This window comes from Enterobacter sp. MGH 24 (assembly GCF_000493015.1).
GTDB lineage: Bacteria > Pseudomonadota > Gammaproteobacteria > Enterobacterales > Enterobacteriaceae > Enterobacter.
The window spans coordinates 2,231,100-2,247,559 of sequence record NZ_KI535657.1; the positions used below are offsets into that span (position 1 = coordinate 2,231,100).

The window sequence follows — 16,460 nt, forward strand, 5'->3', positions numbered from 1 at the left end:
AGAGATTTTCATTAAAATCATTTGGTTAGTAATATGAAACATACTGTTGAAGTGATGATCCCGGAAGCCGAGATCAAAGCGCGTATCGCCGAACTGGGTCGTCAAATCACCGAACATTACAAGGACAGCGGCAGCGAAATGGTGCTGGTCGGTCTGTTGCGCGGCTCTTTCATGTTCATGGCAGACCTGTGCCGTGAAGTGCATGTGCCCCATGAGGTCGATTTTATGACCGCCTCCAGCTACGGCAGCGGCATGTCCACCACCCGTGATGTGAAAATCCTGAAAGATCTGGATGAAGATATTCGTGGCAAAGATGTGTTGATCGTTGAAGACATTATTGACTCCGGCAACACGCTGTCAAAAGTGCGCGAGATCCTGAGCCTGCGTGAGCCAAAATCGCTGGCGATTTGTACGCTGCTGGATAAACCTGACCGTCGTGAAGTGCAGGTGCCGGTGGAGTTCGTTGGCTTCTCGATTCCGGACGAATTCGTCGTCGGTTACGGCATTGACTACGCGCAGCGTTATCGTCATCTGCCGTACGTTGGGAAAGTGGTATTGCTGGACGAGTAGTTGCGGTTTGTTGCCCGGTGGCGCTACGCTTACCGGGCCTACGAATGGGCACATGTAGGCCGGGTAAGGCGCAGCCGCCACCCGGCTTTTTAACGTGCACTTATTTATGGTTCACATGCTTAAGCTTGAGGTTGGCAATTCCCGAACGGTAGCGCTGCTCCAGCGTTTCGCGGTTGGTGGCGGTCACTTCCAGATTGCGCAGCAGACCATCGTGAATACCGTACGCCCAGCCGTGGATAGAGACCTTCTGCCCGCGTTTCCACGCTGATTGCATGATTGTTGAGTGGCCCAGGTTATATACCTGCTCCATCACGTTGAGTTCGCAAAGGGTATCCATGCGACGCTCCTGCGGCATTTCGCCCAGCAGTGAGCTATGTTTGAACCAGATATCGCGGATGTGCAGTAGCCAGTTATCAATGAGCCCCAGTTCCGTGTTTTCAACCGCCGCCTGCACGCCGCCGCAGCCATAATGGCCGCAAATGATGATGTGCTCGACTTGCAGAACGTCAACGGCATACTGAACAACAGAAAGACAGTTGAGATCGGTGTGGATGACGAGATTGGCGACATTACGGTGAACAAACAGTTCGCCGGGTTCAAGGCCGGTCAGGCGCTCCGCCGGGACGCGGCTGTCGGAACATCCAATCCAGAGAAAGCGTGGGTTTTGAGCCTGCGCGAGTTTTCCAAAAAATCCGGGGTCTTCCTCCACCAGCATTTTTGACCATAGTGCATTATTGCTGATGAGTGTATCTATGTTGTTCATGGAGGTTAGCGACCTGTAACCGAGTTATTGCGTTGCGCTACTATAGGGTAACCCGACTTTTAATGAAACCACACAACGTGTGTAAGAACTGAAGGTAAGTTAATTTCATGGCAATTGCACTGGAGCTTGAGCAGCTTAGAAAAACCTATTCGGGTGGCGTTCAGGCGCTACGCGGAATAGATCTTAAAGTAGAGGCCGGCGATTTTTACGCGCTTCTGGGGCCGAACGGGGCGGGGAAATCGACCACCATTGGAATTATCAGTTCGCTGGTCAATAAAACGTCCGGCCGGGTGAGCGTCTTTGGGTACGACCTGCAAAAAGATGTGGTGAACGCCAAGCGCCAGCTGGGGCTGGTTCCGCAGGAGTTCAACTTCAACCCGTTCGAGACGGTGCAGCAAATTGTCGTTAACCAGGCGGGTTATTACGGCGTTGAGCGTAAAGAGGCCCTGGAGCGTAGCGAAAAATACCTCAAGCAGCTCGATCTGTGGGAAAAGCGTAACGAACGTGCACGCATGTTGTCCGGCGGGATGAAGCGCCGCCTGATGATTGCCCGTGCGCTGATGCACGAGCCAAAACTGCTGATCCTCGATGAACCGACTGCGGGTGTTGATATCGAACTTCGTCGTTCCATGTGGGGCTTCCTGAAAGATCTCAACGACAAAGGCACCACCATTATTCTGACCACCCACTACCTGGAAGAGGCTGAAATGCTGTGCCGCAACATCGGCATCATTCAGCACGGCGAGCTGGTGGAAAATACCTCGATGAAGAATCTGCTCTCTAAGCTGAAATCCGAAACCTTCATTCTCGATCTGGCGGCGAAAAGCCCGCTACCGAAGCTCGAAGGGTATCAGTATCGTCTTGTCGATACCTCGACGCTGGAAGTGGAAGTGCTGCGCGAACAGGGGATTAACAGCGTGTTCTCGCAGCTGAGCGCGCAGGGGATTCAGGTCTTAAGCATGCGTAACAAAGCGAACCGACTGGAAGAGCTGTTTGTCTCTCTGGTACATGACAAACAAGGAGACAAGGCATGACGCATCTTTACTGGGTCGCGCTGAAAAGTATCTGGGCGAAAGAGATTAACCGCTTTATGCGCATCTGGGTGCAAACCCTGGTGCCGCCGGTGATCACCATGACGCTGTATTTCATTATCTTCGGTAACCTGATCGGTTCCCGGATTGGTGAAATGCACGGCTTTACCTATATGCAGTTTATTGTGCCGGGCCTGATCATGATGGCGGTGATTACTAACGCCTACGCCAACGTAGCGTCGTCATTCTTTAGCGCCAAGTTCCAGCGCAATATTGAAGAGCTGCTGGTGGCGCCGGTACCTACGCATGTAATTATCGCGGGCTATGTCGGCGGCGGCGTGGCGCGCGGGCTGTGCGTGGGGATCCTGGTTACAGCGATTTCGCTGTTCTTCGTGCCGTTCCAGGTACACTCCTGGCTGTTTGTGGCGCTGACGCTGCTCCTGACGGCGATCCTGTTCTCGCTGGCCGGTCTGCTGAACGCCGTATTCGCCAAAACGTTTGACGATATCAGCCTGATCCCGACCTTCGTGCTGACGCCGCTAACCTATCTCGGCGGGGTGTTCTACTCCCTGACGCTGCTGCCGCCGTTCTGGCAGGCGCTGTCGCACCTGAACCCGATTGTCTACATGATCAGCGGCTTCCGCTTTGGCTTCCTCGGCATTACCGATGTGCCGTTGTTCACTACGGTAGCGGTGCTGGTGGTGTTCATCATCGCCTTCTACCTGCTGTGCTGGTATCTGATCCAGCGCGGACGCGGTCTGCGCAGCTAATCCTCTGCCCGGCGACAATCTGTTTGCCGGGCACTTTTCTTTGACAGTTATCACCGTAAGCTAACCTTCACTCCGCTAAACTACTCGCCTGCTAAGGAGGGAGTGATGCTGGGATGGGTTATCACCTGCCACGATGAACATGCGCAGGATATGCTGGAGAAACTTGAGGCCAAATTTGGTCCGCTGGCGCAGTGCCGCGCGGTGAACTACTGGCGCGGATTGAGTACCAACATGCTCAGTCGAATGATGTGCGATGCCCTGCATGAAACCGACACCGGTGATGGCGTTATCTTTCTCACTGATAAATCCGGGGCAGCACCTTATCGTTCTGCGGCGTTACTGAGTCACAAGCATGAGAATTGTGAGGTGATCTCAGGCATTAATTATGCGTTGCTGGAATTAATGATCCCATTTCGTGAAACTTTAAGCAGTGCCGAATTTCGCAATACTATCGTTGATAAGCACATACCCGGCGTAAGCAGCCTTTGGCATCAGCAGCAGAAAAATCCGCCTTTTGTCTTGCTCCATGATTTGTATAAGAATTAAACATTGGTATTGGTGTCGCTTTTGCTACAATGGCGACTCATTCCTGGTATCGATTTAAATCCCATGTTTATGCGCGTTCTGTTCCTGCTATTGCTGCTGATTTCCGGCGGTACATCTGCCAGTTTGATTAGCCAACAAGGGCTACCGGCCCGCTATATGCAAACCACCGAAGATGCAGCGATCTGGGCGCAGGTGGGGAACAGCGTGATCAACGTGGGTAACGTGCGCGCGGGGCAGATCCTTGCCGTTGTGCCGACCTCTGCGGACTACTACGAGTTTCGTTTTGGCTTTGGTACGGGGTTTATTGACAAAGAGCACCTTGAAAATGTGCAGGGCAAGCAGCGTGTAGAAGACAGCCTTGGCGATCTCAACAAACCGCTGAGCAATCAGAATCTCATCACCTGGAAAGATACGCCCGTTTACAACGCGCCCAACAGCGGGAGCGCGCCGTTCGGCACATTAAGCGCTAATCTTCGCTATCCGATTTTGAACAAGCTCAAAGATCGCCTGAACCAGACCTGGTACCAGATCCGCATCGGCAACCGTCTTGCGTGGATCAGCAGCCTGGACGCGCAGGAGGATAACGGCATTCCGGTCCTGACCTATCACCATATCCTGCGTGATGAAGAGAATACCCGTTTTCGCCATACCTCCACGACCACCAGCGTGCGCGCGTTCAGCAACCAGATGACATGGCTGCGCGACCAGGGCTATACCACGCTGACGATGTACCAGCTGGAAGGGTACGTGCGTAATAAAATGAACCTGCCGGCGAAGTCCGTGGTGATCACGTTTGATGACGGCCTGAAATCGGTAAGCCGCTACGCCTATCCCATTCTGAAAGAGTACGGCTTTAGCGCTACGGCGTTTATCATTTCATCGCGCATTAAGGGGCACCCGCAGAAATGGGATCCTAAATCACTGCAGTTTATGAGCGTGCAGGAGATTAAGGGGATTCAGGATGTATTTGATATCCAGTCCCACACGCACTTCCTGCATCGCGTTGATGGTTATAGACACCCCATTCTGCTGAGCCGCAGTTACCACGTGATCCTGTTTGATTTTGAGCGCTCCCGGCGCGCGCTGGCGCAGTTCAACCCGCGCGTGCTTTACCTTTCGTATCCGTTTGGCGGCTACGACAATAAGGCGATAAAGGCGGCGAACGATGCCGGTTTCCACCTGGCGGTAACAACGGTGAAAGGGAAGGTGAAGCCGGGGGATAATCCGTTCTTGCTAAAACGCCTGTATATATTAAGAACGGATTCGCTGGAGACGATGTCGCGGCTGATCAGCAATCAGCCGCAGGGGTAGGTCAATAGTATGTCGTTGTAAAGGTTGCCTGGGCTTTAAAATCACCCGCCTTCATTGGATTGCCATCTTTGACCAGCTGTGCATCAAACGTCAACATACCGACGCCGGCACCCGAGCTGGTGTCTATGTTATAAAAGGTTGTTTGAATACCTGGCTTAATATATTCATCTCTATATATTGATCTTAGTCTAACACCAATCCCTTCTGCTGCGTTGCTTGTCAAAATATTACCCAGTAAATCATCATTTGGCCCGGTAACTTTTGACGCGTTCATCTTAAAATCTACTGCCCAGACGTTATTACAACCCAGAAGCTGAATCATAAAATCGTTACTACGTGGTGAACTGTTGAAATCGGACATCATATACTCGCCGAGATCGATATTCGTTCCACCGTGATCCAGTTGCATTGTTTGACAGGTACTAGTAATAATCGGAATTTGAAAGCTTGATGGCGTTACCGTAAATGTCCAGGGTTTGTTATCGCTATCTGAAGGGTCGCCAATACCCATTTGCCCTAAAGTAAAGCTGGCTGCAGGGGTTAAGTAGGTCTCACCATTTTTGTTGCCTTCAAATGTATAGTCATCCTGGTAAATATCAATATGTGCTTTCCAGCGTTTACCTTTCCAGCGATCGTCGCCATGATCGGGTTCGATTATTGCCCAATCCTGCTGATTCATGGCAAAGTAGCCACCACCGGCATCAGAGAAAATTTTGACTGAAAAGTATACTCCAGGAATATTGGTTTTATAGACTGTGGTGTAGTCGGTTGGCGATATATTACTGTAAGCGTAGGCCGTGTTCATTTTTGCCGTAAGATATTGCCCGTCATTCCCTGCATCACATTGTGACTCTAGCCATGGATCTAAATCCATTTCAGCTGTGCCTATTGGACGCTTATACATGCTTGATTTGGGACCGTAAGATCGTGCCCAACGGATAGTATTTGAATAAGAAGTCATGATAAGGTTTGAGCTTCCCCCCTCAGAACCTCGAATACCCATGTGGCATTCGTCTGCGTAACAATATTGGGCAGACAGTAAAATCGTCGCTGCAAGCAATGTTTTATTTCTGGTTTTTTTCAATAAATTCCATTTATTCATTTTGCTATCCTTAACAAAGCAAAAGTTATTGATATGTTGCATTAACCACAACATGACTATCGACTTTACCGGCTGAAACAATACCTGTGTTTTGCAGGCGAGCATAGAATGCATATTCTGTAGCAAAGGTGGTTTTAGCGTCCAGCATAACACTGGAAGTTCCGTCTGCATTTAATACGTTGCTGTTTAAATCTTTTGAGAAAATAACGATGCCGGTGTTTTCTGCACCACCTTCTGCCATGGAACTTTCATTTATGAAGACCTGCCGGGTACTGGTCGGCCATCGCTGGCTTTGCGGCTGGAAGCTGAAATTCAACTTTTTAATATTGTTATCGGTAGAACAGCTTTCTACTTTGACGGAAAATTCGGTTCCCGCAGCGGCATCCGTAGGCAGCAGGCGTGAACTACCATCACTATTATAAAACCAGCTTTTACCCACTATTGGCAAATGCACTTTTCCATCGCCCGGGATCGATATCTGGCACGTATTTTCCACAATATTGGCATTGAGCGTAACATCCATGCCAGTCTCAGCAGACAGGCATGGGGCAGACCAGTACCAGCTCATCAGTCCTGCCAAGAAGAGCACGCTTCCCGGGACGTTATTATTTGATATTTTTGACATGGTGGCGCTGCCCCTGCTTATTATTATTGGTAGGTCACGACAAATGTTACTGGTGCACTAACATCACCCGTTGTGACATCGCCGATAACTTTGTCTTTCGCGAGCACGATACGCGCAGCCATATTAAAGGTTGCGGAACCACCGCTAATGGAAACGTTTTGCACGGGTTTAGTATTACAGCTCATTAAGGTTCCGGAACCAGCGGTACCTTTCCAGACCTCAAATGCTGCTGCATTTGCGGCATCAAAAGAATCACCGTCTTTCGCGTTACCCGAACAGCTTCCCCCCGCGCCTGCGGTTGCCTCTACGCTCGCGCTTTTTACCCCCGCGCAACCGCTGAAGGCAATTTTAAACGGCTCGCTACGAGTCTGGGCAACCAGGTCAGATTTGAAGACATCGCCGAAAGCCAGGGTACTGATAGGCTGACCGCCAGTATTCTGGATCTGCGCGGTACAGGTACCCGCTTCAACCGTAGAGGTAAACGTTGCCTGTACGCTCGGAGTGCCGGTAATGGCGTTGGCAGATACGGTAAAAATACCGGCAGAAACTGCCAGAGCAATAAGTGTGGACGATTTCATGTTCATCGTTGCGTATCCTTCCGCTTACTGGTATTCAAAGTTAAAAGTGGCAAGTGCACTAAAATCACCCGTTGTAGCCAGACCGGGTTTGGTTTCGACAAGGCGGGCAATCAACGCGACTTCCTGTCCAGAAATTTCCTGTGGACTCCATACCAGTCGTTGCGCATCAGTTGTCGAGTTAATCGTAAACGGTGCAGTTGGTGCAGACGCACGGGCAATGGAAACCCCTACGTAATCAGCTTTATTTGTTACGACAGCATTCGTGATAGCAGTATCGATATAGCCGGATTTTATGCCAGCAATAGTGGTTTTTAATCCAGTCAGACTTGAAGGGCATTCAATAATTTTCAGCTTAAAAGTGGTGCTGGCATTATCTGAACCACTGACAATATCCGCCAGCGATGTTTTCCCACTAGTACCAATAGGAATAATGTTGGCCTTGCCATCACCCGTACCGCCTTCGATTTTCATATCGCAGGTGGTTTCACGCAGAGTTGCAGTGAAGGTAACATCCAGACTGGATGTCCCTGCTGCCATAGTTTGTGAACTTATCGTCAAAGCCAGAAATGCGGCGAGACGCGTAAGTGACATTGTTTTCTTCATTACAATAACTCCCTGTTATAAAATCATTACATCTGGCAAATCTGGTTAGTAAGCATGGTGGTTAAACCCACTTTCTGAGCGGATGGTGTAATTTGATAGGTCACAGTACACGTGCTGTCAGCGCCGCTGCCCCATACAACACGTAACTTCCCGTGCTCTTCGATGCCTCGTACGTAGGCCTGGCCAGCCTGACCTACGGAGCCGACAGACTTGCCCTGTTCATCGACGACATCAGCGCCGAGCGGAATAAAGCTATTATCTGAGCGATGCAGATCGAGCAGTAACGATCGACCCTGATCGGTTTCGAAGTCTACCCGCACGATCGCCCCACTGCGTGGGACGGCCACTGAGCTGGTGTTTTTCACCTCAACGTCCGATTCCATTTTTGAGATATCAATCCCGACCGTATTTTCGCGGTAGGCCGACAGATACGGCATGATGGCGTAGCCTGAGCTACCGATGACACCGTCGCCTACGGTTAATTTTGCACCTTTCGCTCCTGGTGCATTCACCAGAGCCAGCGTATCGGTATCGCCAATGCTGCCAGGCGCCAGGGTGATGCCGCCTGAGTGAGCCAACATTCCGCCGCTGTAACTCATGGAATATTGCCGACTATTATCGTCGGATGCCGAAGCGGAAATACTCAGTGGTCCATATGGACTGTTATAACTACCGTAACCGCCAACCTGATTGAGATCGCCGCTATCGGCATGGCTGGTACTGGCATTAACGCTGTAGCTAAAGCGGTAATCGTCGGTATTACCGTTTGCGCTGGTATTAAATGCAGTATTCTTTTTGAAGTCTGAGTTCATGCTCATATTGACGCTTGAGAAACCACCTGGATGTTTCTTATGTCCCAGCAGGTTTTCCAGCGGGATACTCAGGTTCAGATAAATACTGTCGTCTTTTTCACCGTATTCGTCATAACTACGTTGTAGCGACACGCTATAGCTACCCAGCCAGAATGAGTTGTTATAACCGACTGAATATTGCGAAGTTGAACTGGATTCGGTCCAGTAGTCCTGCCAGCTACCGGTAACATACAGCGAGCCATAATTATTTTTTCCCGCAGAAAGCGGTTGGCTGACGTTAAGCTGGATCTGGTTTTTCATACGCTGGAACTGGTTGTAGACATCTTCACCGGAATCATTCGGGTTACGGGAGTAGTCGCGATATTTGACATCCTCAGCGAGTGAGGCCGCGTCGTTCAGCGTCAGGTAGTCTTTCGTGGAGAAACGATACGCCGCCACGTTAAAAGAGGTTTGGCTATCTTCAAGAAGTTTGCTCCAGGAAAGGCGATAGCTCTGACCTGTCAGATTGCCGACACCGTCTACGTCAGCATCGGAGTGTGTGACATCCAGTGCGAATGCACCGACAGGCGTATTCATGGCAATACCGAGCAACCCGGAGAAAAATCCGGTATCCATGTATTGCAGACCGGTATAACCCGTAAAGGTATTGTTCAAACCGTAATAGCCAGTTGCATATCCCAGGCGTGGTTTATCACGCAGACCATTATCGTGAAGTTCACCTGCGCCAATGTCCCAGCGGCTATAGCCTGGGCGAAGCATCTGGCTTACAGAAGAGTAAGGTACGGAAAAGGTGCGGGTGCTCCCGTCAGACTCTTCAATTGTGACGATCAGATCGCTGCCGTAGCCCGTTGTGCTGAGGTCGTTAATCTCGAAAGCGCCTGGCGGTACCGTGCTTTCATAGATCTTATTACCACTCTGAGAAATCGTGACTTTCGCGTTACTCTTTGCCACGCCGCGAATTGTCGGCGCATAGGTTGAAATACCGCCTGGCAGCATACGGTCGTCGTTATACATACGCAGGCCGCGCAGGCTTAACGAGTTAAACGTATCGCCACGTGTATAGGAGTCGCCTATCAGCAACTGCGCACGTAGTGGAGTGATATCTCGTTGCAGGTAAATATCCTGGCTTGAGTAATCGGAGCCGCTATCTTGATCCCAGTTTAAAGTTCCGCGTGAACGCAAACGCCACGGTCCCATATTGAGGCCATATTTTAGTCCGGCGTAAGCTGTATCGCGCGCGCCATCCGAGCTATCTGAATGCCACGCGTTTAGATCATAAGACACCATAGCTGCGGTTATTCCATCCTCCCAGAGTGAAGGATCGACATAACCATTAGGACGCCGTTCGACATAAATTTGTGGAACAGTCAGGCTTAATTCTTGCGTACCTGCATCATAATCCCAGGAGGAGCCAGATAACGTCCGGCTAATATCAATACAGGTTTCTTCACTGCTTTCTTCAGCGCCATCTTTTCCAAATGCGTCTTTCAGGGCATCCATTTTGATGCCAATTTGCATCAACAGTTTTGGGGTAAAACAAGGCGCAGCACGCGGTGTCCCGTTATCTTTAAACGTGAATTCTGTGAGCAGCTTTTTTTGACCATTCAGAACAATTTGTGTTTTAAAGGTGCCAGGAACAACCGGGTTCCCTTGAGAAAAGCGGCTAACGTCAATATTGGTTCCTGTATTAAACAGAAACTGATCGTTGAATTCGACCTCTTCACTACCAGAGGATGGCGCAGCGGTTTTGTCAGCAGCGAAAGTCGCTGTCTGAAGCGCTGCGCAAATGGCAATACAAAGAAATGAGCGGCGAAATAACATTACTATCACTAATCCGTTAGCTGCTAATTATTAGAGAAAATTAATCAGTTTTTTGACGTCTTAATTAACGGCTGTTTCGTGTTTCTCAGAACCACCGAAATCATTAATAGAGACATACGTTAGTTTTTTTATTTGCGCTGAACCCGCATTTTTCATGACATAAGACTGGCTGGCAAACGGGGCGACTACATGCGGTTCCACCTCAATTGCTTTACCACCTGCACTAGCCTCAATTTTTGCAACGGAAACGTAAAACGGTGAGTCGTTGCGCGCGACAAGTGAATTTGCCTGCTGAGACCATTTAAGCTGGGCAGCGGCAGTCGAAGCATCACCTTTTAGCCCATCCGGGCGGAAAAACATTTTTATACGTGTACGGAATGCCAGTTGCAGCATGTTTTGGCTTTCGGCATCTTTGGTTTTAGGCGGAACTTCCAGCACGTTAAACCAGTACATTGTTTCTCTGTCCTGCGGCATCGATTGCCCAAGCCAGGTGATGCGCACGGTCTGTCCTTTAGCCGGATCGACTCGGGATACAGGCGGGGTGACAATAAACGGTAATTTCAGCTCTTGCGGGTTGGTCGTATCGCGACCATCATCCAGCCAGGTTTGCACCAGCAGGGGTTTATTACCGCGGTTTTCCATATTGACAGTGACGTCTTTAGCGGATTGCGGATAAATGACGCGCGTACCCGAAATAACGATATCAGCGAGAGCGGAATGGGAGACAGCAAAGGCCGCACTGAAAATAAGTGCGGTCATACACATTTTAAAAGGGCGCATAATATTCATCCATTAAATAAAAAAGCGCCCACCTCATCCGTGAGCGCATGACAGCAATTAAGCTATTATTCGTAGCTCATGGTGAAAGTAACGTTGCTGCTTACTTTACCGGAGGTCAGATCGTTGGTACCAGCAGCCCAGTCGGCGCTTGGAACATATGCAACGCGATAAGCCAGAGTACCTTCACCAGCAGTCAGGGTTGCAACCTGAGTATTGTTTCCTGGCAGACCAACCTGCACGCGATCGCTGTTAGCAGCAGTGTTGTTGTACAGTGCCAGGCTAACGTTGTCAGCGTGACCAGCAACAGTTGGGTCAGCTTTCAGGGTGCCGTTAGACAGCTCAGCAAATTGCTGAGATGTAAAGGTTGCTGATGCTGTGCTCAGTGTATCCGGGCACTTGCTCAGGTGCAGTTCAAACTCTTTAGAGCCTACGCCAGTATCAACAGTTGTACTTTCAACATCTGATTTTTTTACTACTGGTAGCGTTACGGTCACGTTGTTTGCATCAACACCGTTGTTGGTAGTGATGACACACGTTGTGTCCGTTACCGCGCCGTCAAAGGTGATCAGACCAACATCATCAGCCATTGCAGAAACAGAACCCATTGCCATAACAGCTACAGATGCAGCCAAAACAGTTTTCTTAAACATATAAAACATCCATTTATAAAAAATTATTCAGAAAAACCGGTGCTTATAAATAAAGCCTGTTTATAATAATATTATATTTATTAAATCGATAATTACCAATGCTTCAATATGAATTGAGAAAAACTAAATTGACGGGTTTTTATTTGGAAATGACTGTTGTATGTTTTTTTAATTAAACATAGAGGATGCGGTAATCTGTGTCAATACTCTTGTATATTTAATTGTTATAAATGAATGGTTGTTTATTTTTTATTTCAATTAAAGAGTGGCGGGTTCGAAAAAACATTTTTTCTATTATTTTTTTTCTGAATATAATTCATAGGATCAATGAAGAAAACAGAATGAGAGAACTGATTGTAAAATGTATCTATCAGGCAGGAGGAGAAGGGCTGCCTTTTTATCGTCAGCCCCGAATTTGTTATCAGGCCACCTGAACCGGAATCGCCTTCGCGGTGCGTTTCATGTCGTTGTCGCCGTCGAAATAAGCCACCTTCGGCTGCCAGCGACGCGCTTCTTCGTCAGACATCATGACAAAGCTGGCGATAATGACGATATCACCTACGTCCGCGCAATGTGCAGCAGCACCGTTAACGGAAATGATTTTAGACCCGCGCTCGGCGGCAATCGCGTAGGTTGAGAAGCGTTTACCGTTGTTCACATTCCAGATATCAATCGCTTCGTTTTCAAGAATTCCCGCAGCGTCGAGAAAATCCTGATCGATCGCGCAGGAGCCTTCATAGTGCAGATCGGCCTGGGTGACTTTCACACGGTGAAGTTTACCTTGCAGCATTTTGCGAATCATTACGTTTACCTTTAATTATCAAGGGCGAAGAACTACGCCAGCTCAACCACTTTGTTATCGATAAGGCGGGCCTGGCCCAGCCATGCCGCCACGAGGATGACCGCACGTTTGCTGGTCTCCGTCAGTTCAAGCAGGGTATCAGCGTCGCGGATTTGAATATCGTCAGCGCGGAATCCTTTATCATTCAGCGCCTGCTCTGCAAGGGCAACAATCTCTTCTGCGCTTAACTCTTTCGCCAGGAGTTGTTCCGCCATAGCGTTCATCACCTTGCTTAAGCCCGGCGCGATTTTACGCTGGTCCGCGGTTAGGTAGCCATTTCGCGAGCTGAGCGCCAGACCGTCTTTGGCGCGTACAATCGGTACGCCGACAATCTCGATATCGTAACCCATATCCGCCACCATCTTGCGGATCAGCGCCAACTGCTGGAAATCTTTCTCACCGAAGCAAGCAACGTCTGGCTGCACCAGGTTAAAGAGCTTGCTGACGATGGTCGACACGCCGCGGAAATGACCCGGACGGCTCGCGCCTTCCAGCATGGTGGAAATGCCCGGTACGTCAACGTAAGTAGCCTCTTCCGTACCCTGCGGATACACGTCCGACGGCGCCGGAGAGAAGACAATATCCGCATGGCGTTTTTTGAGCTTCTCGCAATCTTCCTGCAGGGTGCGAGGATAGCGTGCCAGATCGTCGGCGCGGTCAAACTGCATTGGGTTAACGAAGATACTGACCACTACGATATCTGCACGAGCCCTGGCTTCATCGACCAGCTTCATATGGCCGTCATGCAGGTTGCCCATGGTCGGGACCAGTGCGATACGTTTACCTTCCTGACGCGCGCGACGAATATGCTGGCGCAGCAGCGGCAGGGTTTCAATGATTAGCACAACGAGACTCCTTAATGGAAACTGTGTTCTTCACCCGGATAAACACCGGATTCAACGTCGGCAATATACTGCCTGACCGCAGCGCGCATGTCGCCCGCTTCGGTGAGGAAATTTTTGGCAAACTTCGGAATATGCCCGCCGGTGATGCCAAAGGCGTCGTGCATCACCAGAATCTGACCGTCGGTCACGTTGCCTGCGCCAATACCAATCACCGGAATGGACAGGGCTTCAGTAATACGCTTCGCCAGCTCAACCGGCACGCACTCCAGCACCAGCAGCTGCGCGCCTGCGGCTTCCAGCGCCAGGGCATCATCAAACAGCGTCTGGGCGGCATCACCGCGACCCTGCACCTTATAGCCGCCGAAGATATTCACGGACTGCGGCGTCAGGCCTAAATGGCCGCAGACCGGCACGGCGCGCTCGGTGAGCATCTTCACCGTCTCTACCAGCCAGGCGCCGCCTTCGATTTTGACCATATTGGCCCCGGCGCGCATGACTGCCGCCGCGTTTTCGAAGGCCTGCTCTGGCGTGGCGTAGGCCATAAACGGCAGATCGGAAAGCAGCAGGCAGGCTGGGGCACCACGGCGCACGGCGCGGGTATGGTAAGCGATATCCTCAACCGTGACCGGAAGGGTGGAATCATGTCCTTGTACCGTCATCCCTAACGAATCTCCGACCAGCATGACGTTGATACCCTCTTCGGCAAAGAGTTTGGCGAAGCTGTAGTCATACGCGGTGATGGTGGCGAAGCGTTTTTTTTCCTGTTTGCATTTCTGCAGTAAGGAGATGGTGGTTGGTTTCATACTGTTTCCTGATAGCCCAAAAGCGAATCTTTGCGCATTCTAACAGTAACATTCGAGGGAACAATGATTTTAGGCAACCGATTAGCCACAATTATTTTGAGGCTAATCAGCAGGGGAACAGGATCACCAGCGAGCGGGTCTTTCCGCGTTGAGGCCGTCCAGAATGGACTTGAGTGGTGTGCCGTCCGGGAAGGTGAGATCGGGAGCGACTTCAAAGAGCGGCCAGAGCATAAACCCGCGATTTTTCATGTCGTAATGCGGAACGGTGAGACGTTCAGTGTTAATGATCTCGTGACCAAACAGCATAATGTCGAGGTCCAGCGTGCGTGGTCCCCAGCGCTCGGCTTTGCGTACGCGCCCCTGCTGCAGTTCAATGCGCTGGGTGTTATCCAGCAGCGTTTCGGCACTAAGAGCGGTTTCAAGCACCACGGCGGCGTTCAGATAATCAGGCTGATCCTGCGGACCCAGCGGCGGGGTGCGGTAGAACGAGGAGACCGCTACGATCCGGGTCAGCGGGATCTCGCCCAGCGCCTGTACGGCAGCGTTAACCTGTTCCAGCGGAGAGGCTAAATTGCTGCCGATGGCGATATACGCGAGGGTCATGCTGTCCCTTCACGACGTGGCGCGCGTTTGCGCGGACGACGATGGCGGCGACGCGGTTCCGGCTCTTCATCCAGCCCGGTAAGCATATCTTTTTGCTCTGGTGGAGCGGAAACCTGGAATTCGGCCCACCACTGGGACAGGCGCTGCAGTTCCTGATTGCGTTCAATTTCCGCACGCAGCGACAGCAGATCGAAGGCGGCGCGGAATTTTGGATGCTCCATCAGCTTCCAGGCGCGTTTGCCCTGACGACGGGACATGCGCAGCTGAAGCTGCCAGATGTCGCGCACCAGGGTGGTTATACGTTTCGGAATAGCGAGCGTACGGCACCCTTCGTCCAGCACGTCGTTTGCGGCCAGCGCGAAGGCATCATAATAGGCGAGCCCGCTTTCCTGGGTAATACGCTGGGCCGTTTCCAGCAGCGGATACCAGAACATCGCCGCAAACAGGAACGCCGGATTGACGCGCATGTCGTTGCGAATACGGGTATCGGTATTTTTCAGCACCTGCGCAATCATCCGCTCCATTGGGCTGTCACCGCTTTCGGTGAAGTAGCGGGTAATGGTCGGGAACAGGGGCTGGAACAGGTTGTATTCGCGCAGCAGATTGTAGGTTTCAAAGCCGTGGCCAGCCTGCAGCAGCTTCAGCGCCTCTTCGAACAGGCGGGCAGGCGGTACGTCGTTAATCAGCGTCGCCAGACGCGGAATCGGCTCTGCCGTTTCCGGGCTGATGCGCATATTGAGCTTGGCGGCGAAACGAACGGCGCGCAGCATACGCACGGGATCTTCACGGTAGCGCGTTTCCGGCGTGCCAATCAGACGGATCAGACCTTCTTTCAGGTCCTGCATGCCGCCGACGTAATCGCGCACGGTAAAATCCGCCACGCTGTAATAAAGGCTGTTGATAGTGAAGTCGCGACGCTGGGCATCTTCTTCGATAGAGCCGAAGATATTGTCGCGCAGCAGCATGCCGTTCTGGCCGCGCTGTGACGTCGTGCGATCGGATGCGCCCGCTTCGTGGTGGCCGCGGAAGGTCGCCACTTCGATAATTTCCGGCCCGAACATCACGTGAGCCAGACGGAAACGGCGGCCAACGAGACGGCAGTTGCGGAATAATTTGCGCACCTGCTCAGGCGTGGCGCTGGTCGTCACGTCGAAATCTTTTGGTTTTTTGCCCAGCAGTAAATCACGCACTCCACCGCCCACGAGATAGGCCTCGTAGCCCGCTTTATTCAGACGATAGAGCACCTTGAGGGCATTTTCACTGATATCTTTGCGGGAAATAGTGTGCTGCTCACGCGGAATAACCGACATGTGTGGCTGTGCAATAGCATCGTTCGCCATGCTCTCTTCGCGGCTTAGCACTTTACGGCAAAAATTAGCGACTCGGGTAAAAATGGTACACCTCGT

The 16,460-nt window shown here is 51.0% G+C and carries 18 protein-coding genes; 5 read left to right on the forward strand and 13 right to left on the reverse strand.

The window, feature by feature from the left end:
* Positions 1 to 33 precede the first annotated feature (33 nt).
* Entirely contained in the window at positions 34 to 570 is a 537-nt protein-coding gene (gene hpt / locus L370_RS11335; protein ID WP_008501948.1) for a hypoxanthine phosphoribosyltransferase, read from the forward strand.
* Positions 571 to 670: 100 nt separating this feature from the next.
* Here hpt and can read toward each other — a convergent pair whose 3' ends face one another.
* The gene (gene can / locus L370_RS11330) at positions 671 to 1,333 is read right to left on the reverse strand and encodes a carbonate dehydratase (RefSeq protein WP_023334534.1); all 663 of its coding nucleotides are present in this window, start codon (positions 1,331 to 1,333) and stop codon (positions 671 to 673) included.
* Positions 1,334 to 1,440: 107 nt separating this feature from the next.
* On the opposite strand from can, the gene L370_RS11325 reads away from it, so the two are divergent.
* The 4 genes from L370_RS11325 (at position 1,441) to L370_RS11310 (ending at position 4,991) form a co-directional block, all read left to right on the forward strand.
* Entirely contained in the window at positions 1,441 to 2,367 is a 927-nt protein-coding gene (locus L370_RS11325; protein WP_023334535.1) for an ABC transporter ATP-binding protein, read from the forward strand.
* Positions 2,364 to 3,134: an ABC transporter permease gene (locus L370_RS11320; RefSeq protein ID WP_023334536.1), complete on the forward strand. Its 771-nt coding sequence runs from the start codon at positions 2,364 to 2,366 to the stop codon at positions 3,132 to 3,134. The genes L370_RS11325 and L370_RS11320 overlap by 4 nt, the downstream gene beginning before the upstream one ends.
* Positions 3,135 to 3,239: 105 nt before the next feature.
* Complete coding sequence (locus L370_RS11315; RefSeq protein WP_023334537.1) at positions 3,240 to 3,680, forward strand: PTS sugar transporter subunit IIA; 441 nt, start codon at positions 3,240 to 3,242, stop codon at positions 3,678 to 3,680.
* Positions 3,681 to 3,743: 63 nt separating this feature from the next.
* Positions 3,744 to 4,991 (forward strand): polysaccharide deacetylase family protein, encoded by a 1,248-nt coding sequence (locus tag L370_RS11310; RefSeq protein WP_023334538.1) that lies wholly within the window; start codon positions 3,744 to 3,746, stop codon positions 4,989 to 4,991.
* Position 4,992: 1 nt separating this feature from the next.
* On the opposite strand, the gene L370_RS11305 is transcribed toward L370_RS11310, so the two are convergent.
* The 12 genes from L370_RS11305 to pcnB all read right to left on the reverse strand — a co-directional run bounded on the left by L370_RS11305 (position 4,993) and on the right by pcnB (position 16,448).
* Positions 4,993 to 6,093 (reverse strand): fimbrial protein, encoded by a 1,101-nt coding sequence (locus L370_RS11305; RefSeq protein WP_023334539.1) that lies wholly within the window; start codon positions 6,091 to 6,093, stop codon positions 4,993 to 4,995.
* 25 nt (positions 6,094 to 6,118) lie between these two features.
* Entirely contained in the window at positions 6,119 to 6,718 is a 600-nt protein-coding gene (locus L370_RS11300) for a fimbrial-like protein (protein ID WP_023334540.1), read from the reverse strand.
* A 23-nt stretch (positions 6,719 to 6,741) separates the two neighbouring features.
* On the reverse strand, positions 6,742 to 7,302 hold the full coding sequence (locus tag L370_RS11295; protein ID WP_023334541.1) for a fimbrial protein: 561 nt from the start codon (positions 7,300 to 7,302) through the stop codon (positions 6,742 to 6,744).
* Between the two features lie 18 nt (positions 7,303 to 7,320).
* Positions 7,321 to 7,899, reverse strand: a complete 579-nt coding sequence (locus L370_RS11290) for a fimbrial protein (RefSeq protein ID WP_023334542.1) — start codon at positions 7,897 to 7,899, stop codon at positions 7,321 to 7,323.
* Between the two features lie 26 nt (positions 7,900 to 7,925).
* Positions 7,926 to 10,532, reverse strand: a complete 2,607-nt coding sequence (locus L370_RS11285; protein ID WP_023334543.1) for an outer membrane usher protein — start codon at positions 10,530 to 10,532, stop codon at positions 7,926 to 7,928.
* A 60-nt stretch (positions 10,533 to 10,592) separates the two neighbouring features.
* The gene (locus tag L370_RS11280) at positions 10,593 to 11,297 is read right to left on the reverse strand and encodes a fimbrial chaperone (protein ID WP_369796162.1); all 705 of its coding nucleotides are present in this window, start codon (positions 11,295 to 11,297) and stop codon (positions 10,593 to 10,595) included.
* Between the two features lie 80 nt (positions 11,298 to 11,377).
* Entirely contained in the window at positions 11,378 to 11,962 is a 585-nt protein-coding gene (locus L370_RS11275) for a fimbrial protein (protein WP_023334545.1), read from the reverse strand.
* Between the two features lie 421 nt (positions 11,963 to 12,383).
* The gene (gene panD / locus L370_RS11270) at positions 12,384 to 12,764 is read right to left on the reverse strand and encodes an aspartate 1-decarboxylase (RefSeq protein ID WP_023334546.1); all 381 of its coding nucleotides are present in this window, start codon (positions 12,762 to 12,764) and stop codon (positions 12,384 to 12,386) included.
* A 32-nt stretch (positions 12,765 to 12,796) separates the two neighbouring features.
* A complete protein-coding gene (gene panC / locus L370_RS11265; protein ID WP_023334547.1) occupies positions 12,797 to 13,648 on the reverse strand; it encodes a pantoate--beta-alanine ligase in 852 nt (283 codons plus the stop codon).
* Between the two features lie 11 nt (positions 13,649 to 13,659).
* Entirely contained in the window at positions 13,660 to 14,451 is a 792-nt protein-coding gene (gene panB, locus L370_RS11260) for a 3-methyl-2-oxobutanoate hydroxymethyltransferase (RefSeq protein ID WP_023334548.1), read from the reverse strand.
* Between the two features lie 123 nt (positions 14,452 to 14,574).
* The gene (gene folK / locus L370_RS11255; protein WP_023334549.1) at positions 14,575 to 15,054 is read right to left on the reverse strand and encodes a 2-amino-4-hydroxy-6-hydroxymethyldihydropteridine diphosphokinase; all 480 of its coding nucleotides are present in this window, start codon (positions 15,052 to 15,054) and stop codon (positions 14,575 to 14,577) included.
* Positions 15,051 to 16,448, reverse strand: coding sequence for a polynucleotide adenylyltransferase PcnB (pcnB, locus tag L370_RS11250; RefSeq protein WP_072164014.1), 1,398 nt, complete (start codon positions 16,446 to 16,448; stop codon positions 15,051 to 15,053). Before pcnB ends, folK begins: the two co-directional genes overlap by 4 nt.
* Positions 16,449 to 16,460 lie beyond the last annotated feature (12 nt).

Coding starts and splice junctions, on each gene's coding strand:
- panB (WP_023334548.1), bottom strand. CDS start 14,451: ATGAAACCAACCACCATCTCCTTACTGCAGAAATGCAAACAGGAAAAA.
- hpt (WP_008501948.1), top strand. CDS start 34: ATGAAACATACTGTTGAAGTGATGATCCCGGAAGCCGAGATCAAAGCG.
- L370_RS11325 (WP_023334535.1), top strand. CDS start 1,441: ATGGCAATTGCACTGGAGCTTGAGCAGCTTAGAAAAACCTATTCGGGT.
- L370_RS11275 (WP_023334545.1), bottom strand. CDS start 11,962: ATGTTTAAGAAAACTGTTTTGGCTGCATCTGTAGCTGTTATGGCAATG.
- L370_RS11320 (WP_023334536.1), top strand. CDS start 2,364: ATGACGCATCTTTACTGGGTCGCGCTGAAAAGTATCTGGGCGAAAGAG.
- folK (WP_023334549.1), bottom strand. CDS start 15,054: ATGACCCTCGCGTATATCGCCATCGGCAGCAATTTAGCCTCTCCGCTG.
- can (WP_023334534.1), bottom strand. CDS start 1,333: ATGAACAACATAGATACACTCATCAGCAATAATGCACTATGGTCAAAA.
- L370_RS11290 (WP_023334542.1), bottom strand. CDS start 7,899: ATGAAGAAAACAATGTCACTTACGCGTCTCGCCGCATTTCTGGCTTTG.
- panD (WP_023334546.1), bottom strand. CDS start 12,764: ATGATTCGCAAAATGCTGCAAGGTAAACTTCACCGTGTGAAAGTCACC.
- L370_RS11305 (WP_023334539.1), bottom strand. CDS start 6,093: ATGAATAAATGGAATTTATTGAAAAAAACCAGAAATAAAACATTGCTT.
- L370_RS11285 (WP_023334543.1), bottom strand. CDS start 10,532: ATGTTATTTCGCCGCTCATTTCTTTGTATTGCCATTTGCGCAGCGCTT.
- L370_RS11300 (WP_023334540.1), bottom strand. CDS start 6,718: ATGTCAAAAATATCAAATAATAACGTCCCGGGAAGCGTGCTCTTCTTG.
- L370_RS11310 (WP_023334538.1), top strand. CDS start 3,744: ATGTTTATGCGCGTTCTGTTCCTGCTATTGCTGCTGATTTCCGGCGGT.
- L370_RS11315 (WP_023334537.1), top strand. CDS start 3,240: ATGCTGGGATGGGTTATCACCTGCCACGATGAACATGCGCAGGATATG.
- L370_RS11295 (WP_023334541.1), bottom strand. CDS start 7,302: ATGAACATGAAATCGTCCACACTTATTGCTCTGGCAGTTTCTGCCGGT.
- L370_RS11280 (WP_369796162.1), bottom strand. CDS start 11,297: ATGTGTATGACCGCACTTATTTTCAGTGCGGCCTTTGCTGTCTCCCAT.